The 21,589-nt window shown below is 68.0% G+C and carries 15 protein-coding genes; 10 read left to right on the forward strand and 5 right to left on the reverse strand.

Going from position 1 to position 21,589, the window contains the following annotated elements:
• Window positions 1–7 precede the first annotated feature (7 nt).
• From Y590_RS07400 to recR, 3 genes are all read right to left on the reverse strand, one after another.
• Window positions 8–523 (reverse strand): peptide deformylase, encoded by a 516-nt coding sequence (locus Y590_RS07400; RefSeq protein WP_056204483.1) that lies wholly within the window; start codon window positions 521–523, stop codon window positions 8–10.
• Between the two features lie 113 nt (window positions 524–636).
• Entirely contained in the window at window positions 637–1,911 is a 1,275-nt protein-coding gene (locus tag Y590_RS07405; protein WP_060769289.1) for a glycosyltransferase family 87 protein, read from the reverse strand.
• Between the two features lie 261 nt (window positions 1,912–2,172).
• Window positions 2,173–2,778 (reverse strand): recombination mediator RecR, encoded by a 606-nt coding sequence (gene recR, locus Y590_RS07410; RefSeq protein ID WP_060769290.1) that lies wholly within the window; start codon window positions 2,776–2,778, stop codon window positions 2,173–2,175.
• Window positions 2,779–3,105: 327 nt separating this feature from the next.
• On the opposite strand from recR, the gene Y590_RS07415 reads away from it, so the two are divergent.
• Window positions 3,106–4,725, forward strand: a complete 1,620-nt coding sequence (locus tag Y590_RS07415; protein ID WP_060769291.1) for a phosphoenolpyruvate carboxykinase — start codon at window positions 3,106–3,108, stop codon at window positions 4,723–4,725.
• A gap of 45 nt (window positions 4,726–4,770) precedes the next feature.
• Here Y590_RS07415 and rlmN read toward each other — a convergent pair whose 3' ends face one another.
• Entirely contained in the window at window positions 4,771–6,048 is a 1,278-nt protein-coding gene (gene rlmN, locus Y590_RS07420; RefSeq protein ID WP_060769292.1) for a dual-specificity RNA methyltransferase RlmN, read from the reverse strand.
• A 117-nt stretch (window positions 6,049–6,165) separates the two neighbouring features.
• Window positions 6,166–7,905: a 3-dehydroquinate synthase gene (aroB, locus tag Y590_RS25540; RefSeq protein WP_083530789.1), complete on the reverse strand. Its 1,740-nt coding sequence runs from the start codon at window positions 7,903–7,905 to the stop codon at window positions 6,166–6,168.
• 251 nt (window positions 7,906–8,156) lie between these two features.
• Here aroB and Y590_RS07430 point away from each other — a divergent pair, with 251 nt between their 5' ends.
• The 9 genes from Y590_RS07430 to Y590_RS07470 all read left to right on the forward strand — a co-directional run bounded on the left by Y590_RS07430 (window position 8,157) and on the right by Y590_RS07470 (window position 21,560).
• Window positions 8,157–8,882, forward strand: coding sequence for a TetR family transcriptional regulator (locus Y590_RS07430; protein WP_060772196.1), 726 nt, complete (start codon window positions 8,157–8,159; stop codon window positions 8,880–8,882).
• Between the two features lie 351 nt (window positions 8,883–9,233).
• Window positions 9,234–10,196, forward strand: coding sequence for a malate dehydrogenase (mdh, locus tag Y590_RS07435; RefSeq protein ID WP_060769293.1), 963 nt, complete (start codon window positions 9,234–9,236; stop codon window positions 10,194–10,196).
• Between the two features lie 108 nt (window positions 10,197–10,304).
• Window positions 10,305–11,501, forward strand: a complete 1,197-nt coding sequence (gene sucC, locus Y590_RS07440) for an ADP-forming succinate--CoA ligase subunit beta (RefSeq protein WP_060769294.1) — start codon at window positions 10,305–10,307, stop codon at window positions 11,499–11,501.
• 8 nt (window positions 11,502–11,509) lie between these two features.
• Window positions 11,510–12,394, forward strand: coding sequence for a succinate--CoA ligase subunit alpha (gene sucD, locus Y590_RS07445; protein WP_060769295.1), 885 nt, complete (start codon window positions 11,510–11,512; stop codon window positions 12,392–12,394).
• 240 nt (window positions 12,395–12,634) lie between these two features.
• Entirely contained in the window at window positions 12,635–15,625 is a 2,991-nt protein-coding gene (locus Y590_RS07450; RefSeq protein WP_060769296.1) for a 2-oxoglutarate dehydrogenase E1 component, read from the forward strand.
• 83 nt (window positions 15,626–15,708) lie between these two features.
• Complete coding sequence (gene odhB / locus Y590_RS07455) at window positions 15,709–17,049, forward strand: 2-oxoglutarate dehydrogenase complex dihydrolipoyllysine-residue succinyltransferase (RefSeq protein ID WP_060769297.1); 1,341 nt, start codon at window positions 15,709–15,711, stop codon at window positions 17,047–17,049.
• Between the two features lie 85 nt (window positions 17,050–17,134).
• Entirely contained in the window at window positions 17,135–18,328 is a 1,194-nt protein-coding gene (locus tag Y590_RS25545) for a DUF4241 domain-containing protein (RefSeq protein WP_144439941.1), read from the forward strand.
• The gene (gene lpdA, locus Y590_RS07465) at window positions 18,325–19,728 is read left to right on the forward strand and encodes a dihydrolipoyl dehydrogenase (protein ID WP_060769298.1); all 1,404 of its coding nucleotides are present in this window, start codon (window positions 18,325–18,327) and stop codon (window positions 19,726–19,728) included. Before Y590_RS25545 ends, lpdA begins: the two co-directional genes overlap by 4 nt.
• A 206-nt stretch (window positions 19,729–19,934) precedes the next feature.
• Entirely contained in the window at window positions 19,935–21,560 is a 1,626-nt protein-coding gene (locus Y590_RS07470) for a hybrid sensor histidine kinase/response regulator (protein ID WP_060769299.1), read from the forward strand.
• The last annotated feature ends 29 nt before the right edge of the window (window positions 21,561–21,589 follow it).

Raw genomic sequence — 21,589 nt, forward strand, 5'->3', positions numbered from 1 at the left:
ACCTTCGTCAGGCGGCGTCGCGCTTGGCGGCCTTGGTGAACTTCTTCATCACCCGGTCACGCTTCAGCTTCGACAGGTGATCGATGAACAAGACGCCGTTGAGGTGGTCGATCTCGTGCTGGAGGCAGGTCGCGAGCAGGCCGTCGGCCTCCTGCTCCACGGTCTGCCCGTCGAGGTTCATGTAGCGCACCCGGACGCGGTCCGGCCGCTCGACCTCGCCGTAGAATTCGGGGATCGACAGGCAGCCCTCGTCGTAGACCCGCTTCTCCTCGGACACCCAGACGATCTCCGGGTTGAGGTAGACGGTCGGGTTCTTGGCGTTCTCGTCCTTCGAGGTATCGATGGTGACGACCCGCTTGGCCACCCCGATCTGGATCGCGGCGAGACCGACGCCGGGGGCGTCGTACATCGTCTCGATCATGTCGCGGGCAAGCGTCCGGATCTCGTCGGTGACGGCCGCCACCGGCTCGGAGGTGAGGCGCAACTGCGCGTCGGGCAGGATCACGAGGGGGCGGACGGTCATGGTTTCCGGGCTGGGATGGGCGAGAGCGCGAGCAAGGGCCTGAAAAGGCGTTTCACCATCCGCAGATAGGCGGCAGCGCCGGGGTGGTCAAATACCCCTCCGGTGCATCTCCGTCACATCGCCGCGGACGCCGGCACCGAACCGGCCCGTGCGGCCGAGGCCGGAGCACGCTCTCGCCGCAGGACGTGCCACATCAACGCGAGCAGGATCGGCAGAAACGGACCGGGCAGCGACAGCGCCACAGGGGGCTCCGCCCCGGCCGCGACGAAGCGCTCGTTGATCGTCCCCGCGACGAAGCCGTAGCCGCCGCTCACCCAGCCGAGACCGAGCAGGGCAGCCTGCTCGAGGCGGCTCGCACGATCGAGAAGATCCGGAAGCAGCAGGGCCAGACCAACGCCATAGAGCGACAGATCGTAATCGTAGGCGTAGGGGCTCACGAGCAGGCCCGCCACGACGGCGAGGCCGATCACCTGACGCCGCGGTACGCCGCGCCGGAGCCCGAGCAGGACGAAGCCGAGCGCTGTGACGGCCGTCACCGCCTGCACCGCGAGGGCGACCGCGGCCGGCAGATCGAGGCTGCGCAGCGAGGCGTAGACCGAGATCATCCGGAACAGGGGATAGAGGCCCGCGGCCAGGTTGGCCGACGCCTCGTCGGCGCCCCGCAGGAAGGCCGGCCAGATCGCGGGGCCGAGCACGAGGGTGGCAAGCGCCGCCGCGAGACCCGCGGTGACCGCGGCCACCGCCAGGCACGCCCATCGCCGCATGGCCAGGGCGCAGACCGCGACGCCGACGGCGAGATGCGGCTTGATCACCATCAGGCCGAGCGGCAGGCCGGCCATCGCCCTCCCATGCACCAGCCCGAGGCAGGTCAGACCGATCAGCGCGCCCGTGAGGAACCCGTTCTGGCCGCAGCTCACGGTGATGACGAGAACCGGAAACAGCGCGATCAGAAGGGCGGGGAAGAACGGACCGGCGATCCGGCGCAGCACCAACAGGAACGCGGCGAGCGTCGTGCCGGTGAAAAGCAGGTAGGCGAGGCTGACCGGCAGGGTCGCGAGCGCCGCCACCACGAGGTTGAACGGCGGCGGATAGGCCCAGGGCAGGAAGTCCTGCTGCCCCGTGAGCTCCTGCTGGACCCGCAACAGGGCGGGAAGGTGATAGGCATCCGCGATGTCGCCCCGCCACACCATCCGGCCCGCGATGTGGAGGATGTCGAAATCCGAGAGATCCACGGGGCCGAGAAGGCCGGTGAAACGCGCCGTCCGGCCCAGGATCACCACCACGAGAGCCGCGAGAAGGGTGCGCACCACCAGGGGTGTCGCAAGCCGCTCGTAGAGCGTCGCCGGGCGGGGACGGCTCTGCTCCGCTGGCAATGATGCCGTTCGCATGACGGATCACCCGACTTGGTGTCTCTCATGAAACTCCCGCTGCACCGTCATCGCCCGAGAGAACGGTCAGAGATCGGGAGTTCTGTGAGGCACTCATGGACAAGACCGTCGCGCGACGCGACGGCCGATGCCGGGCTTTTATCCCGCCGTGACTTAAGGGGCAGTTAGAGCCTCGTCCCGAAAGGCGGTTGCCGGCTTTTGGAAAAAATGATGCGAAAACAAGAGATTAAAGCCTCGTTTTCACCTGCGCAGACCGCCGGGTCAGAACGCCGTGCGGCTGCGGATCGCCGCCGTCAGGGTGCCCTCGTCGAGATAATCGAGCTCGCCGCCGACCGGCACGCCGTGGGCGAGGCGGGTGACCGTCAGCCCGAGATGCTTGATCGACTCGGTGACGTAGTGAGCCGTGGTCTGGCCGTCGACGGTGGCGTTGAGCGCCAGGATGATCTCCTTCACTCCCGGCTCGCCCGCCCGCTCCACGAGACGGGCGATGGTGAGGTGCTCGGGCCGCACCCCGTCGAGCGCCGAGAGCACGCCGCCGAGCACGTGATAGCGCGCCTTGACCGCGCCGGACCGCTCCAGCGCCCAGAGGTCGGAGACGTCCTCCACCACGACGAGGGTGGTGGGGTCGCGGGTCTCGTCCCGGCAGATCGTGCAGGGGTCGCTGGTATCGACGTTGCCGCAGGAGTGGCACACTACGATACGCTCGACCGCGACACGCATCGCATCGGCCAGCGGCGCGAGCAGGGTCTCGCGCTTCTTGATGAGCTGGAGCGCGGCCCGGCGGGCGGAGCGGGGCCCGAGCCCCGGCATGCGCCCGAGAAGCTGGATCAGGCGCTCGATCTCGGGGCCGGCGACGGCTTGGGGCATGCGGGTGCGAAACGGCTTTGACGGAGGAGGAGCGGCGGGCGCCTTCCCTCACATAAGCCTTCAGCCGGGATTTTGCCGCCGGGATTTTGCCCGTTCAGGATTCCGACAGCTTGGCCGTTGCATCGGGAGCCGGCGTGCAAATTTTATTTGAGCCCATACCAAGGATTAGTTGACGGCCAAGCCGGAGACCGGTCCATTGAACAGACGGGGCGGAGAACCTGCGTGCGGCGGCCCTGAGCGACCGTGCGGACGCCCCACCGACAACGCGAAACAGCCGGATTGACCGGCGTGACGGCGCGATCAGGGGCCGTGAGGGAGGAACACTCCGTGAAGACCATTGGTGAATTCAACGCGGCCCACGGTCCGGAGGCAATCGGCCTGACCGATCTCGCCGCCGTCCACTGGAACCTGGAGGCGCCCCGCCTCTACGAGGAGGCCCTGCGCCGGAACGAGGCGCAACTCGCCCGTGGCGGCGCGCTGGTGGCGACCACCGGCAGCCACACCGGCCGCTCGCCCAAGGACAAGGTCGTGGTGCGCGATGCGCGCACCGAGAACGAGATCTGGTGGGACAACAACGGCTCGATCACGCCCGCCCAGTTCGCGACGCTGCTCGACGACTTTCGCGCGCATGCCCGCGGCAAGGAGCTGTTCGCCCAGGATCTGTTCGGCGGCGCCGATCCGGCCCACCGGGTGCGGGCGCGGGTCTATACCGAGCTCGCGTGGCACTCGCTGTTCATCCGCAACCTGCTGATCCGCCCTGAGCGCGCTGATCTCGCCGCCTATGTGCCGGAACTGACGATCATCGACCTGCCGAGCTTCCAGGCCGATCCGGCCCGGCACGGCTGCCGCTCCAAGACCGTCATCGCCATCGATTTCAGCCAGAAGATCGTGCTGATCGGCGGCTCGGCCTATGCCGGCGAGATGAAGAAGTCGGTCTTCACCTATCTCAACTACGTGCTGCCGGGCACGGGCGTGATGCCGATGCACTGCTCGGCCAATGCCGCGCTCGACGAGACCGGCGATTCGGCCCTGTTCTTCGGCCTGTCGGGGACGGGCAAGACGACCCTGTCGAACGACTCGTCGCGAAAACTGATCGGCGACGACGAGCATGGCTGGAGCCGCGACGGCATCTTCAACTTCGAGGGCGGCTGCTACGCCAAGACCATCCGGCTCTCGCGCAACGCCGAGCCGGAGATCTACGCCACCACCGAGCGCTTCGGCACGGTGATGGAGAACGTCGTCATCGATCCGCTCACCCGCGTGCCGGATTTCGACGATGCGACGCTGACCGAGAACACCCGCTGCGCCTATCCGCTCGACTTCATCGCCAATGCCAGCGCCACCGGCCGGGCCGGGCATCCGAAGAACATCGTGATGCTGACCTGCGACGCCTTCGGCGTGATGCCGCCGATCGCCAAGCTCACGGGCGCGGAGGCGATGTACCACTTCCTCTCGGGCTACACCGCCAAGGTGGCGGGCACCGAGCGCGGCCTGACCGCACCGGAGGCGACCTTCTCGACCTGCTTCGGCGCGCCGTTCATGCCGCGTCACCCGAGCGTCTACGGCAATCTGCTGCGCGAATTGATGGCCGAGCACGGCGTCGATTGCTGGCTCGTCAATACCGGCTGGACCGGGGGCGGGGTCGGCACCGGGCGGCGCATGCCGATCCGCGTCACCCGCCGGCTGCTCTCGGCGGCGCTCGACGGCTCGCTGGCGCAGGTCGAGTTCCGGCGCGACCCGTATTTCGGCTTCGCGGTGCCCGTCGCGGTGCCCGGCGTCGAGACGCAGGTGCTCTCGCCGGTCGAGACCTGGACCAACAAGGCGGCGTTTGCCGACACCGCCACGCGCCTCGTCACGATGTTCCGCGAGAACTTCAAGCGCTTCGAGGGCCACGTCGATGCCGATGTGCGCGCCGCCGAGCCGGTGGCCGCGGCGATCGCGGCCTGAGCGATCACAGCCCCTCCCCGCGCGAGCGGGGAGGGGACAAAAGAATCAGTCGACCTGATCGGCGTAGACGGCCTCGGCGCCCATGCCCTCTTCGAGCATCAGCCGGGCGCGGGCGCGCAGCTTCTCCGTCTCGCTCTTGAGCTGGCCGCAGGCCGCTAGGATATCGCGGCCGCGCGGGGTGCGCACCGGCGAGGCATAGCCGGCGGTGAAGACGATCTCGGAGAAGCGTTCGATCCGCTCCCAATCCGAGCACTCGTATTTCGAACCGGGCCAGGGGTTGAACGGGATCAGGTTGATCTTGGCCGGGATGCCCTTGAGCAGCCGCACCAGGGCGCGGGCGTCGGCGTCCGAATCGTTGACCCCCTTGAGCATCACGTACTCGAAGGTGATGCGCCGGGCGTTGCTCAGCCCCGGATAGTTCCGGCAGGCGTCGAGCAACTGCGCGATCGGGTATTTGCGGTTCAGGGGCACCAGCTCGTCGCGCAGGCCGTCGCGCACCGCGTGCAGCGAGATCGCGAGCATGGCGTTGGCTTCCAGCCCCAGCCGCTCGATCTGCGGCACCACGCCGGAGGTCGAGACCGTGATGCGCCGCCGCGAGAGCGCGAGGCCTTCCTGGTCCGACATCACCGCGATGGCATCGATCACCGCGTCGAGATTGTAGAGCGGCTCGCCCATGCCCATGAACACGATGTTGGTGACCAGCCGGCCGGGCTCGCCGCCATCCTTGCCCGGCATCTGGCCGGTGAAGTCGCCGAGCGCGTCGCGGGCGACGACGACCTGCGCGACGATCTCCGCGGTGGAGAGGTTGCGCACGAGGCGCTGCGTGCCGGTGTGGCAGAACGAGCAGGTCAGGGTGCAGCCCACCTGGGACGAGACGCAGAGCGTGCCGCGGTCGTCGCCGGGGATGTAGACGCACTCGATCTCGGCGCCGCGGTTGTGGTCGTGCGCGCCGGTGGGCGCCATGCGCAGGAGCCATTTGCGGGTGCCGTCGCGCGAGACCTGCTCGGTGATGACCTCCGGACGCTCCAGGGTGAAGTGGTCCGCAAGCTGCGCCTTGAGCCCCTTGCCGACATTGGTCATCTCGGAAAATTCGCGCGCGCCGCGCACGTAGATCCAGTGCCAGACCTGGCTCACCCGCATCCGCGTCTCGCGCTCGGGCACGCCGATGCCGATGAGCGCCTGCTTCAGGCCTTCGCGGGTCAGGCCGACGAGGGAGGCCTTGCGGCCGGGCAGGGTCGAGAGGGCCGTGACCTCGGGGGCCTTCTCGATTGCGGGGAGGGCGCGCGATGCGCCCGGGGCGGAGTCGAACGACGCCGTCGCCATGGCTCAAGACCTTAGAAAGCTGGAACGGCTCTCATATAGGCGCATTCGGGCGGGAACGCGACTGCACCCGCTCTCACCCTCCCTTGCACCGTGGTCCTTGCACCCCGCCGGGCTCGCTCAGCCCCGCAGCTCCTCCTCCAGGAAGGCCCGCACTTCGCCCGCGTCGATTCCCGGCGCAATGAAGCTCTGGCCGATGCCGTGGGCGAGGATGAAGGTGAGCTGCCCGTCGCGGACCTTCTTGTCCTGGGCCATGGCGTCGAGGAGGGCATCCGGGTCGCCGGCCCCGCCCGGCACCTGTTGCAGGCGGGTCGGCAGTCCGGCGAGCGCGAGGTGGTTGGCCACGCGCCCCGCATCCTGGCCGGGGCAGAGGCCGAGCCGGGCCGAGAAGCGGAAGGCGAGCGCCAGACCGATCGCGACGCCCTCGCCGTGGACGAGGCGGGCCGCGTCGTAGCCGGTCAGCCGTTCCAGGGCGTGGCCGAAGGTGTGGCCGAGATTGAGCAGCGCCCGCTCGCCGTCCTCTCGCTCGTCGCGGGTGACGACGCCGGCCTTGGCGCGGCAGCAGGCGGCCACCGCCTCGTCGCGCTCCGGCCCGCCGGAGAAGATGCCGGCCCAGTTCGCCTCGCACCACTCGAAGAAGCCCGCATCCCCGATCAGGCCGTACTTGGCGACCTCGGCGTAACCCGCCCGCATCTCGCGCTCGGAGAGCGTGTCGAGGGCGGCGGTGTCGGCCAGCACGAGGCGGGGCTGGTGGAAGGCGCCGATCAGATTCTTGCCGAGCGGCGAGTTGATCCCGGTCTTTCCGCCGACCGAGGAATCAACCTGGGCAAGCAAGGTCGTCGGAACCTGGAGGAAGCGGACACCGCGCCGCAGGGAGGCCGCCGCGAAACCCGCGAGATCGCCGACCACCCCGCCGCCGAGCGCCACGACGAGGTCGCCGCGCTCGATCTTCTGGGCCAGGAGCCCGTCGCAGACGCGGGCGAATTCCGCGTAGCTCTTCGAAGCCTCGCCCGGCGGCACGGCGATGATTCCGCAGCGCAAGCCGGCGGCCTCGAGGCTTGCCCGCACGCGCTCGCCGTAGAGGCCGGCGACCGTCTCGTCGGTGACGATGCCGGCGGCCCGGGCGCCGAGATCCCGCGCCTCCGCGCCCACCGCGTCGATGAGGCCCCGGCCGATTCGAATGTCGTATTCGCGCCCACCCGACAGGGGAACGTTCACACGCGAGGGTTGCTGAGGCATAGAGAATATCAAATGTTGCGATTGTGTCGTATGAGACGGGTTGATGTGCATATCGAGAGCTTCCATCACGTCCTCCACCACGCGGTCGTGGGACACTTCGCGGGACAGCACCGTGACATCGGCTTGGGCATAGACGGGATGGCGCACCTCCATCAGTGCGCGCATGGTCGCCTCCGGATCCTCGGTCTGGAGCAGGGGGCGCGTGTTGCGTTTGCGCACGCGACGCATCAGCACGTCGAGGTCGGCCTTGAGCCAGACCGAGATGGCCCCCTCGGCGATCCGCGCCCGCGTCGCTTCGCGCATGAAGGCGCCGCCGCCGGTGGCCAGCACCATCGGCCCCTCGCGCAGCAGACGCGCGATGACCCGCTCCTCGCCCTCGCGAAAGCTCGCCTCGCCGTAGATCGTGAAAATGTCGGCGATGGTGAGCTTGGCCGCCGCCTCGATCTCGTGGTCGGCGTCCTTGAACATCAGCCCGAGGCGGCCGGCGAGGCGGCGCCCGACGGTGCTCTTGCCCGCCCCCATCAGACCGACGAGCACGATCGACCGGGCTCCAAGGCCGCGGCGCAGGCGTGCTTCGATCGGTTCGCCTGGCGGCGGCGCCGGCGGCAGGGGGACGGTCATCGGGCGGTCATAGACGGTTTTGCGGACGCGGCGAAGCGTCCGGTACCGCCCTCGACGCCGAGTCGAAAGCCCTACGATCGCGCCTTGACTGCAATCCAGGCGGGATCTGCAGAAAAACCGTGGCCTGGAGGGGTTGCAAAGTGCCGCGCGGAGGGGAAGGCTTGTACGCGAGCGCGTGGGACGGCACCGCTCTCGATCAGGCTCGCTTGGTCGAGTGCCCCCACGCTTATTGTCTCTGTGCCGGGAAAATGATGTTGCCGTATGGATCTTTCACCCTTCCCGTCACCCTCGGCGAGAGCGAGGCGAACGATCCAGTCTCCGATCCCCGTGTCGGCCCCCCTCGACCGTCGCGCCTCACCGGCCCGGCCGCCCGAGCCAGGTCCACACCGGTCTCGACCGACGCACGGTTGCTCGCCATCGCCACGGAGCACCTGACCCGGCTCGGTCCGAAACGGGTGACCGTGGTGGCGGTCGCGGCGGAAGCTGGCATGACCCATGCCAACGTCTATCGCTACTTCCCCTCGAAGGATGCCCTGCTCGATGCGGTCGCCGGGCGCTGGCTGCGCGATCTGGAGACGGAGCTCGCCGGCATCGCCGACGCACCCGATCCTGCCGACGACAAGATCGAGCGCTTCGTCAGCGCACTGGCCAGCGCACAGAGCGAGATGCTGACCCGAGAGCCGAACCTGTTCGCCGTGCATCTCGACGCCACCGTCGCCTCCCGTCCGATTGCCCGCCGCCACCGGGTGCGGCTGCGCGCGCTCGTCGAGCGCGTGGTGGAAGAGGGCATCGGCACCGGCGTCTTCGCCGCTCGCGACCGCGAACGGGCCATCGCCGTCATCTTCGACGCGAGCTACCGCTTCACCCATCCGGTCGCGATCCAGCACGACGCGGATGTGCCCCGCGACCTGCTCGATGCCCGGCTCGGCGCGGTCATCCAATCGATCCAACGGGCGCTGCGGACGGGGACTTTCTGAATACGGAATATGATTTCAGTGCTGCATCGCGGCGCGGCCGGGATGCTGCTCAATGACAGACCGCAAAACATGTCACCGACACCTTGCCGGCTGCACTTCGGCATGAGGATCTGACATAAGTCTATGAAATCAAAGAAATTTTATTGAGATCCTCCGGGTTCGGCACGTCTTTGAGCCTCGCTACAGCCCCGCTCCTCCGGACCTTCGTCGGGTTGAAGCTGTGTGGCTTTTCCGCCAAACACCGCCCCCATCAGAATTGATCGGCGAAGGTTCAGCCGCAGCGCACCATTTACAACATCGCTGCACCCATTTCCGAACCGTCGCGAATTCCGACCGGAGGCTAGACCATCCATGGCACGCAGCAAGATCGCGCTCATCGGCGCCGGACAGATCGGCGGCACGCTGGCCCATCTCGTCGGGCTCAAGGAACTCGGTGACGTGGTACTGTTCGACATCGTCGACGGCGTGCCGCAGGGCAAGGCGCTCGACATCGCCGAATCCGCTCCCGTCGACGGCTTCGATGCCAAGTATTCGGGTGCCAGCGACTATTCCGCGATCGCCGGGGCCGACGTTGTGATCGTGACGGCGGGCGTGCCGCGCAAGCCCGGCATGAGCCGGGACGACCTCATCGGCATCAACCTGAAGGTGATGGAGGCGGTCGGCACCGGCATCAAGGAGCACGCGCCCAACGCCTTCGTGATCTGCATCACCAACCCGCTCGACGCGATGGTGTGGGCGCTGCAGAAGTTCTCGGGGCTGCCCGCTAACAAGGTCGTCGGCATGGCCGGCGTGCTCGACTCCGCCCGCTTCCGCCACTTCCTGGCCGAAGAGTTCGGCGTGTCGGTCGAGGACGTGACCGCCTTCGTGCTCGGCGGCCACGGCGACGACATGGTGCCGCTGACCCGCTACTCGACGGTGGCCGGCGTGCCGCTGACCGATCTGGTCAAGCTCGGCTGGACCACCCAGGAGAAGCTCGACGCCATGGTCGAGCGCACCCGCAAGGGTGGTGGCGAGATCGTCAACCTCCTGAAGACCGGCTCGGCCTTCTACGCGCCGGCCGCCTCCGCCATCGCCATGGCCGAGAGCTACCTCAAGGACAAGAAGCGGGTGCTGCCCTGCGCCGCCTACCTCTCGGGCGAGTATGGCGTGGACGGCCTCTATGTCGGCGTGCCGGTGGTGATCGGCGAGAACGGCGTCGAGCGCGTCCTCGAAGTGACCTTCAACGACGACGAGAAGGCGATGTTCGAGAAGTCGGTCGGAGCCGTGAAGGGCCTGATCGCCGCCTGCCAGGGCATCAACGACAAGCTCGTGTGAAAACGAGTGAAGAGCGGGCAGTGAACGGCGAGCGGGCCGCCCCGGCGCCCTTCGCTCCACTGCCACTCTACGCTATTGGCTAGGCCCTATCCGCTCGACGAGGTCTCGATGAACATCCACGAATACCAGGCAAAGGCTGTCCTGAAGGAATTCGGCCTGCCCGTCTCCCGCGGCGTGCCGATCTTCAAGCCGGAGGAGGCGGCCGCTGCGGCCGACGAACTCGGCGGCCCGGTCTGGGTGGTGAAATCGCAGATCCACGCCGGCGGGCGCGGCAAGGGCACCTTCAAGGGCGCGCCCGCGGGTGCCAAGGGCGGCGTGCGCGTCACCAAGTCGAAGGACGAGGTGGTCCAGTTCGCCCGCGAGATGCTCGGGCAGACGCTCGTGACGGTGCAGACCGGCGAGGCCGGCAAGCAGGTCAACCGCCTCTACATCGAGGAAGGCGCCTCGATCGCCGCCGAGTTCTACCTGTCGATGCTGGTCGATCGCGAGACCGGCCGCGTCGCCTTCGTCGTGTCGACGGAAGGCGGCATGGATATCGAGCAGGTCGCCCACGACAGCCCTGAGAAGATCGTCACCTTCTCGGTCGATCCGGCCACCGGCATCATGCCCCATCACGGCCGTGCCGTCGCCAAGGCGCTCGGCCTCTCCGGTCCCCAGGCCAAGGAAGCGGGCGCGCTCACCGAGAAGCTCTACGCGGCCTTCACGGCCAAGGACATGAGCATGCTGGAGATCAACCCGCTGGTGCTCACCGGCGACGGCGGGCTCAAGTGCCTCGACGCCAAGATCTCCTTCGATTCGAACGCCCTCTACCGCCACCCCGAGATCGTCGCTTTGCGCGACGAGACCGAGGAGGACGCCAAGGAGATCGAGGCCTCGAAGTACGACCTCGCCTATATCGCGCTCGACGGCACCATCGGCTGCATGGTCAACGGCGCCGGGCTCGCCATGGCGACGCTCGACATCATCAAGCTCTACGGCGAGGAGCCGGCGAACTTCCTCGATGTCGGCGGCGGCGCCTCCGAGGAGAAGGTCACGGCGGCCTTCAAGATCATCACCGCCGACCCGCAGGTGAAGGGCATCCTCGTCAACATCTTCGGCGGGATCATGAAGTGCGACGTCATCGCCCGCGGCGTGATCGCGGCGGTCAAGGCGGTCGGCCTCGAAGTGCCGCTCGTCGTGCGCCTGGAAGGCACCAACGTCGAGGAGGGCAAGGAGATCATTCGGAACTCCGGCCTCAACGTGATCCCCGCGGACGATCTGGATGACGCCGCGCAGAAGATCGTCGCGGCGGTGAAGAAGGGTTGAGCTGACAGATGTCCATTCTCATCGACCAGAACACCAAGGTCATCTGCCAGGGCTTCACCGGCAAGAACGGCACCTTCCATTCAGAGCAGGCCATTGCCTACGGCACCAAGATGGTCGGGGGCACCTCGCCGGGTAAGGGCGGCTCGACCCATCTCGGCCTGCCGGTGTTCGACACCGTGGCCGAGGCGCGCGAGGCCACCGGCGCCGACGCCTCCGTCGTCTACGTGCCGCCGCCGGGCGCGGCCGACGCGATCTGCGAGGCGATCCAGGCGGAGATTCCGCTGATCGTCTGCATCACCGAGGGCATCCCGGTGCTCGACATGGTGCGGGTCAAGCGCGCGCTGGAAGGCTCGAAGTCGCGCCTGATCGGGCCGAACTGCCCCGGCGTCGTCACCGCGGGCCAGTCGAAGATCGGCATCATGCCGGCCAACATCTTCAAGCCGGGCTCGGTCGGCATCGTCTCGCGCTCCGGCACCCTGACCTACGAGGCGGTGTTCCAGACCACCGTCGAGGGCCTGGGCCAGACCACCGCCGTCGGCATCGGCGGCGATCCGGTCAAGGGCACCGAGTTCATTGCCATGCTGGAGCTGTTCCTCGCCGACGAGAAGACCCAGTCGATCGTGATGATCGGCGAGATCGGCGGCTCGGCCGAGGAAGAGGCGGCGCAGTTCCTGGCCGACGAGGCCAAGCGCGGGCGCAAGAAGCCGATGGTCGGCTTCATCGCCGGCCGCACGGCGCCTACCGGCCGCCGCATGGGCCACGCCGGCGCCATCATCTCCGGCGGCAAGGGCGGCGCCGAGGACAAGATCGCGGCGATGGAAGCCGCGGGCATCCGCGTCTCGCCCTCGCCGGCCCGTCTCGGCCGCACCTTGGTCGAGGTGCTGAAGGGGTGAGAGGTCTTCGGTCCTGTCACTCATGCGGCTGGAACCAGGGTGTGCGACGCCGTATTGCAGCGCACACATGGATTCCCATCCCATATGGGATGGTGCGGGGTGCTCTCACCCCGGTGAGTCTCGGAGGCGCGTGACGGGACCTTTTTGCGAAGGTCCCGAGGTTCGGGCGCGCCGGTTTGAATGAACGACGCGGCGGTCTGCTGGCATGAGCGGGCCGCCCGAGCGGTGGAACAGGCAGCCATGGCACGCCAGGACGCGAACGAAGCCCTTCTCCAAACCTCCTTTCTCTACGGCGCCAACGCCGCCTGGATCGAGGAACTGCAGGCGGCCTATGCCCGCGACCCGAACTCGGTCGATCCCGAGTGGCAGCGGTTCTTCAAGGATCTGGGCGAGGACGACGCCCTGGTGAAGAAGAACGCCGAGGGCGCCTCCTGGGCCAAGCCGAACTGGCCGGTGGTGGCCAACGGCGAGATCGTCTCGGCGCTCGACGGCAATTGGGGCGCCCTGGAAAAGACGCTCGGCGACAAGATTCAGGCCAAGGCCCAGCCCGGCAAGCCTGGCGACTCGACCAAGGGCGCGGCCATCGTCGCGGCCACGGGCGTCTCGGTGGAGCAGGCCACCAAGGATTCCGTACGCGCGATCATGCTGATCCGCGCCTATCGCATGCGCGGCCACCTCCACGCCAAGCTCGACCCGATCGGGCTCGCCCCGCGCGGCGATCACGAGGAACTGCATCCGCAGCATTACGGCTTCCAGGAGAGCGACTGGGACCGCAAGATCTTCCTCGACAACGTGCTCGGCATGGAATTCTCGACGATCCGCGAGATCGTCGCGATCCTGGAGCGCACCTACTGCCAGACGCTTGGCGTCGAGTTCATGCACATCTCCGACCCTGAGGAGAAGGCGTGGATCCAGGAGCGCATCGAGGGCAAGGACAAGGAAATCTCGTTCACGCCGGAAGGGCGCCGGGCGATCCTGAACAAGCTGATCGAGGCCGAGGGCTTCGAGAAGTTCCTCGATCTCAAATACACCGGCACCAAGCGCTTCGGCCTCGACGGCGGCGAGTCGATGGTCCCGGCCATGGAGCAGATCATCAAGCGCGGCGGCGCGCTCGGCGTCGAGGAAATCGTACTCGGCATGGCCCATCGCGGCCGGCTGAACGTGCTCACCAACGTGATGGCCAAGCCCTTCCGGGCGGTGTTCCACGAGTTCAAGGGCGGATCGGCCTCCCCCGCCGAGGTCGAGGGCTCGGGCGACGTGAAGTACCATCTCGGCGCCTCGTCCGACCGCGCCTTCGACGACAACACCGTCCACCTCTCGCTCACCGCCAACCCGTCCCACCTCGAGATCGTCGATCCGGTGGTGCTGGGGAAGGTGCGCGCCAAGCAGGACCAGAAGGCCAAGCCGAACGTCGAGCGCCGCCGCGTGCTGCCGCTCCTCATCCATGGCGACGCGGCCTTTGCCGGCCAGGGCGTGGTCGCGGAATGCCTCGGCCTGTCCGGCCTGAAGGGTCACCGCACCGGCGGCTCGATCCACTTCATCATCAACAACCAGATCGGCTTCACCACCGATCCGCGCTTCTCGCGCTCCTCGCCCTATCCGTCCGACGTGGCGAAGATGGTGGAGGCGCCGATCTTCCACTGCAACGGCGACGACCCGGAGGCGGTGACCTTCGCCGCGAAGGTCGCGGTCGAGTACCGGCAGAAATTCGGCAAGCCGGTCGTGATCGACATGCTGTGCTACCGCCGCTTCGGCCACAACGAGGGCGACGAGCCGGCCTTCACCCAGCCGAAGATGTACCAGCGGATCCGCAAGCATCCGACCGCGCTGGAGACCTACGGCAAGAAGCTCGTCGCACAGGGTGATCTGACCCAGGAGCAGCTCGACGCGCGCAAGGCCGAGTTCCGCGCGATGCTGGAAAGCGAGCTCGAGGTCGCGGGCGGCTACAAGCCCAACAAGGCCGATTGGCTCGATGGCCGCTGGTCCGGCTTCAAGGCCGTGCGCGAGGACGTGGACGATCCCCGCCGCGGCCGCACCGGGGTTCCGCTCGAGACGCTGCGCGACATCGCCACCCGGATCACCACGCCCCCGCCGGGCTTCCACCTGCACCGCACGATCCAGCGCTTCTTCGACAACCGCGCCAAGGCCGTCGAGACCGGCGTCGGTATCGATTGGGCCACCGCCGAGGCGCTCGCCTTCGGCTCGCTGCTGATCGAGGGCCACCGGGTCCGGCTCTCGGGCCAGGACGTCGAGCGCGGCACCTTCTCCCAGCGCCACGCCGTGGTGATCGATCAGGAGAACGAGCAGCGCTACACGCCGCTCAACTCCCTGCGCGAGGGACAGGCGAGCCTGGAGGTCATCAACTCGATGCTCTCCGAGGAGGCGGTGCTCGGCTTCGAGTACGGCTACTCGCTGGCCGAGCCGAACTCCCTGGTGCTGTGGGAGGCGCAGTTCGGCGACTTCGCCAACGGCGCGCAGGTCGTCATCGACCAGTTCATCTCATCGGGCGAGCGCAAGTGGCTGCGCATGTCCGGCCTCGTGATGCTCCTTCCCCACGGCTACGAGGGCCAGGGACCGGAGCACTCGTCCGCCCGTCTGGAGCGCTATCTCCAGATGTGCGCCGAGGACAACATGCAGGTTGCCAACTGCTCGACGCCCTCGAACTACTTCCACATCCTGCGCCGTCAGTTGAAGCGCGACTTCCGCAAGCCGCTGATCCTGATGACGCCGAAATCGCTGCTGCGCCACAAGCGGGCGGTCTCGAAGATCGAGGACATCGCGGAGGGCTCGACCTTCCACCGCATCCTGTGGGACGACGCCGAGCACGACGAGAACGGCGTGAAGCTCGTGCGCGACGACAAGATCCGCCGCGTCGTGCTGTGCTCGGGCAAGGTCTATTACGACCTCTACGACGAGCGGGAGAAGCGCGGCGTCAACGACGTCTACCTGATGCGCGTCGAGCAGCTCTACCCCTTCCCGCTCAAGGCTCTGGCCAACGAGATGACCCGCTTCCGCAACGCGGAGGTGGTGTGGTGCCAGGAAGAGCCCAAGAACATGGGTTCGTGGTCCTTCGTCGAGCCCTATCTCGATTGGGTGCTGGGCCAGGCCGGCTCCGCCTCGAAGCGGCCCCGCTACGTCGGCCGCCCGGCCTCGGCCTCGACCGCGGTCGGCCTGATGTCGAAGCACCTCGCCCAGCTCCAGGCCTTCCTCAACGAGGCGCTGGCGGTCTGACGCCGCCGGCCCTTTTCGACCGACCCACCAACCGGGGCCGCGCTTGCCCGATGCGCGCCCCGAAACCGCGGTGAAGACACACTATGGCGACCGACATCCTCGTCCCCACGCTCGGCGAATCCGTCAGTGAGGCCACGATCGGCCGCTGGTTCAAGAAGCCCGGCGACACGGTGGCCGCCGACGAGCCCCTCGTCGAACTGGAGACCGACAAGGTCACTCTCGAAGTGAACGCCCCGGCCGCGGGCGAACTCGGCGAGATCCTCGTCAAGGACGGCGAGACGGTGGAGCCCGGCGCGGTGCTCGGCTCGATCGTCGAGGGCGGCAAGGGTTCGGGCAAGTCGGACTCCAAGTCGGACGCAAAGCCCGCTCCGAAGAGCGCCGAGCCGGCCGAGACCAAGACGCAGTCCCGCGCGGAGAAGGGCGAGGGCAAGCCGGCCCAGGGGGACGCGCCCGCCAAGGAATCCTCGGCCTCCTACGGCAGCCACGGCGACGCCCCGCCCACGGACGGGCGCCCGGCCGACGACAGCGGCCCGGCGGTGGCCAAGCTCGCCCGCGAATCCGGCATCGACCCGGCGAGCCTCAACGGCAGCGGCAAGGACGGCCGCGTAACCAAGGGCGACATGCTCGCCGCGATCGACAAGAACGGCCAGAAGGCTCCGGCTCAGGACGCCAGGAGCGAGACGAAGGCCCCCCCGCCGCGCGCCCCCTCCGCGCCGGACGACGCCGCGCGCGAGGAGCGCGTGCGGATGACCAAGCTGCGCCAGACCATCGCCCGGCGCCTCAAGAGCGCCCAGGAAACGGCGGCGATGCTGACCACGTTCAACGACGTGGACATGGGCGCGGTGATGGCGATGCGCTCGCAGTACAAGGACATCTTCGAGAAGAAGCACGGGACGAAGCTCGGCTTCATGGGCTTCTTCACCAAGGCGGTGATCGGCGCCCTCAAGGACGTGCCGGCGGTCAACGCCGAGATCGACGGGCAGGACCTCGTCTACAAGAACTACTACCACATCGGCATCGCGGTCGGCACCGATAAGGGCCTCGTCGTGCCGGTGGTGCGCGACGCCGACGACCTCTCGATCGCCGGCATCGAGAAGAAGATCTCGGGCTTCGGCAAGAAGGCCCGCGAGGGCAAGCTCTCCATCGACGAGATGCAGGGCGGCACCTTCACCATCACCAATGGCGGCATTTACGGCTCGCTGATGTCGACCCCGATCCTCAACGCGCCGCAATCGGGCATCCTCGGCATGCACCGCATCGAGGAGCGGCCGGTGGTGCGTGGGGGCAAGATCGAGGCGCGGCCGATGATGTATCTGGCGCTCTCCTACGATCACCGCATCGTCGACGGGAAGGAGGCCGTGACTTTCCTCGTTCGCGTCAAGGAAGCCCTGGAGGATCCGGCACGCCTCGTGCTCGACCTCTGATCCGACGCGGCCGCATCGCTCGCCCCTGCTCTCGAACCGGTCCAGGTCCGGGAGCGGGGGGCCGGGCGCGGCCGACCGTGTGACCATGCCTCGATTGTCCGACCCGAGCCGGCGCACCGTCCTCGGCCTCGCCGCGGCGGCGGTCGGGGTGGGACTCGCGGCCTCGCTCGCCCGGCTGTTCCCGTGGCAGCAGGCGGGCCGCGACGGAGACCAACCGGTGGCCGACAAGCCCTACGATCCTCGCGAGAACGAGCCCAACCTGTCGGTGACCGGGCTGATGGAGAGCGAATTGCAGGCGCGCGGCATCACGCGCATGGCGCTCGGGCTCCTGCCGCTGCCGGGCGGGGCGGTGATCGCGACCGATCCGCTGGTGCAGCCCGAGCGCCAACCCTTCACCCGCAAGGTTGCGCCGGGCGACTATCCCGTCACGCTCTATCATGCGCAGCACCGCGTCGCCCTGGCGGAGCTTCGCTTCGCGGACGGCACGCCGGATCGCTGGGAACTCGCCCTCCTGCCGGGCCAGGACGTCGCCACCCTGAAGGCGGGCGAGATTTTCGGCTACCCTGTCGATGCCGGCCTGGGCTGTTTCATGGACCCGGCAGCGCGCGCCGCGATGGCGCGCCGCGATGCGCGGGAGCAGGAACGCCCCCGCTACAGCAACTACTTCGACGACGTGCTCGCGGACGAATTGAAGGACGAGAACCTGCACTGCGTCATGCACCGGCCGCTGCCGGATGATCCGGCGCGGATCGCGGTCTTCTCCAGCGGTTGGGGCGACGGCGTCTACGCCTCGTACTGGGCCCTCGACGCGGCCGGGCAGCCACTCCGGCTCGTCACGGATTTCGGCGTGATCGAGAATGGCGAGGGACGCGATCCGCGGAAGGTCGCCGTCGCCGCGGCCCTGGCCGCGCTGACGCCGGAGCAGCGCCGCGACAGCGAGCGGGGCTACGAGGCGCTGAAGGCCGACGATCTCGCCACCTTCTCGGCGTTGCTCGACGCGGGCCGGATCGCGCCCGAAACGCCGATCGAAGCCGTCGAAGGCACCTTCACCTTCGAGGCGATTCGCCTCAACAAGCCGGAGGCGCTCGAACGCCTCGTCCGGCACGGCGCAACGCTCCTGATGCCGCCGTACCTGCAGATCGGCGACGAGCGGAAGACCTATCCGGCTTACGCCCGCGACCTCAACGCACCCCGGTCGCCGCAACTCCTCGCCGTCATCGCGGCCTGGGAGCGCACCGGCTCAACCGACACGCCATCACGAGGACAGACCCAACCATGAGCTACGATCTCATCGTCATCGGTACCGGCCCCGGCGGCTATGTCTGCGCCATCCGCGCGGCCCAGCTCGGGCTCAAGACCGCGGTGGTCGAGAAGCGGGCGACCCACGGCGGCACCTGCCTCAATGTCGGCTGCATCCCCTCGAAGGCGCTGTTGCACGCATCGGAAGCCTTCGAGGAGGCCAACAAGCACTTTTCGGAGTTGGGCATCGACGTGGGCACGCCGAAGCTTGATCTCAAAAAAATGCAGAGCTTCAAGCAGGGCGGCGTCGACGGCAACACAAAGGGCGTCGAGTTCCTGCTCAAGAAGAACAAGGTCGATACCTATCACGGCCGCGGCCGCATCGCGGGGGCCGGCCGCGTCGAGGTGATCTCGGACGACGGCGGCAACCAGTTGCTGGAGACGAAGAGCATCGTCATCGCCACCGGTTCCGACGTGACCCGGCTGCCGGGCGTCGAGATCGACGAGAAGACGGTGGTCTCCTCCACCGGTGCGCTCGAACTCGCCGAGGTGCCCAAGCGCCTCGTGGTGATCGGCGCGGGCGTGATCGGGCTCGAACTCGGCTCGGTCTGGCGCCGCCTCGGCGCCGAGGTCACCGTGATCGAGTATCTCGACCGCGTGCTGCCGGGCATGGATGGTGAGGTCGGCAAGCAGTTCCAGCGCATCCTGGCCAAGCAGGGCATGGTCTTCAAGCTCTCGACCAAGGTGACCGGTGTCGAACTGGGCAAGAAGGGCCGCGCCACCGTCACGGTCGAGCCGGCGCAGGGCGGCGAGCCGGAGACGATCGAGGCCGACGTGGTGCTCGTGGCCATCGGCCGCGTGCCCTACACGGAAGGGCTCGGGCTCGAGACGGTGGGCGTGGCGACCGACGACAAGGGCCGCATCGAGACCGACAACCACTACGCCACCAACGTCACCGGCATCTATGCCATCGGCGACGTGATCGCCGGGCCGATGCTCGCCCACAAGGCGGAGGACGAGGGCGTCGCGGTCGCCGAGATCCTGGCCGGCCAGTCGGGCCACGTGAATTACGGCGTGATCCCGAACGTGGTCTACACCTTCCCCGAGGTCGCCTCGGTCGGCAAGACCGAGGAGGAGCTGAAGAAGGACGGGATCGCCTACAACGTCGGCAAGTTCCCCTTCACCGCCAACGGCCGGGCCAAGGCCAACGGCACCACCGACGGCTTCGTGAAGATCCTCGCGGACGCGAAGACCGACCGCGTGCTCGGCGTGCACATCGTTGGGGCGGATGCCGGCAACCTCATCGCCGAGGTCGCGGTGGCGATGGAGTTCGCGGCCTCCGCCGAGGACATCGCCCGCACCTGCCACGCCCACCCGACGCTGACCGAGGCGATCAAGGAAGCCGCGCTCGCCGTCGACAAGCGCGCGATCCACGTCTGATCCCATCGCCGCCGGACCCGGCTCCGGGGCCGGCGGCCATGCCCGACCGGCCTTGAGCCCGCGGCAATTCAACGTGAGAGACGGCTCCACGTCTTCGTGCCGTTCACGAACCGTTCAAGCCGTCGTTTCATCGGGAACGACCTCGTGTTGCATCGAATTAACCCGCGCAATCCGACCCAGTGGGTCGTCCCCGCTGGAAAACTTCGATGCCCGCGTCACCCGAGAAGCCCAGGGCGCCTGGGCCGAATACGCCCGTCACCGGAAGTGGCGCCTCGGGCGTCGTCGATCAGCATCACGACATCTTCTTCGCGGCCGTCGAGACGACGCGCATGCCGATGATCGTCACCGATCCGCATCAGCCCGACAACCCGATCATCTTCGCCAACCGCGCCTTCGTCCGGATGACCGGCTATTCGGCCGACGAACTGATCGGATCGAACTGCCGCTTCCTCCAGGGCCCCGATACGGACCGCGACACCGTCTCGGAGGTGCGCGACGCCATCAGAGAGCATCGGGAGTTCGCCGCCGAGATCCTGAACTACCGCAAGGACGGCTCCTCGTTCTGGAACGCGCTGTTCGTCAGCCCGGTGTTCAACCGCTCGGGCGACCTCGTCTATTTCTTCGGCTCGCAGCTCGATGTGTCGCGCCGCCGCGACGCGGAGGAATCGCTGCACCAAGCCCAGAAGATGGAGAGCCTGGGGCAGCTCACCGGCGGCATCGCCCACGACTTCAACAACCTGCTCCAGGTCGTGTCGGGCCACAACGAGGTGATGCTGGCGCTGCTCGATCATCCCACCCTCGACGTGTCGCGGATGCGCCGGGCCGGTGAGGCGGTGCGGGCGGCGACCGACCGGGCCGCCAAGCTCACTCACCAGCTCCTCGCCTTCTCGCGCAAGCAGCGGCTGGAGGGGCGGCTCCTGAATCTCAACGGCCTCGTCGAGAGCATGGGTGAGATGGCCGGGCGGACGATCGGCGACGACGTCGTCCTGAAATCCGTCCTCGCGCCGGATCTCTGGGCCACCCGCATCGACCCGACCCAGGCCGAGGTCGCCCTGCTCAACGTGCTGATCAACGCCCGCGACGCGATGCCGGAGGGCGGCACGGTGACAGTGCGAACCGAGAACCTGCTGATCGAGGACGAGGATACCGCGCTCTACAAGACCGTGCCGCCGGGTGCCTACGTGGTGATCTCCGTCACCGATACCGGGACCGGCATGCCGTCCGAGATCCTGACCCGCGTCATGGAGCCGTTCTTCACCACGAAGGGCGAGGGCAAGGGCACGGGGCTCGGCCTCGCGATGGTCTACGGCTTTGCCAAGCAATCCGGCGGCTCGGTGAAGATCTATTCCGAGGTCGGGCACGGCACGACGGTGCGGCTCCTGTTCCCCGCCTCCGACCAGAAGGCCGAGGAGGCGCAGAAGCCGTCGATCCGCGCCGCCGACCGGCACGGCACCGAGACGGTGCTCGTCGTGGACGACCGGCCCGACGTGGCCGAGACCGCCGGCATCATCTTGGAGGATTTCGGCTACAAGGTCACCGTCGTCGATGGTCCCAAGGCGGCGCTCGAGATCCTCGACGGCGAGGGGCGCATCGACCTGCTGTTCACGGACCTGATCATGCCCGGGGGCATCAATGGCGTGATGCTGGCCCGCGCCGCGCGGGAACGGCAGCCCAAGATCAAGGTGCTGCTCACCACCGGCTACGCCGAAGCCTCGATGGAGCGCACGGACGCGGGCGGCACCGAGTTCGAGATCATCAACAAGCCCTACAAGCGCATGGAGCTGGCCCGCCGGGTGCGGCGCGTGATCGATGGGCCGACGGGGGTGGGGTAGGGGGGCGCGCCTCGACCACTCGGTTTGCC

It is taken from the genome of Methylobacterium sp. AMS5, assembly GCF_001542815.1.
GTDB lineage: Bacteria > Pseudomonadota > Alphaproteobacteria > Rhizobiales > Beijerinckiaceae > Methylobacterium.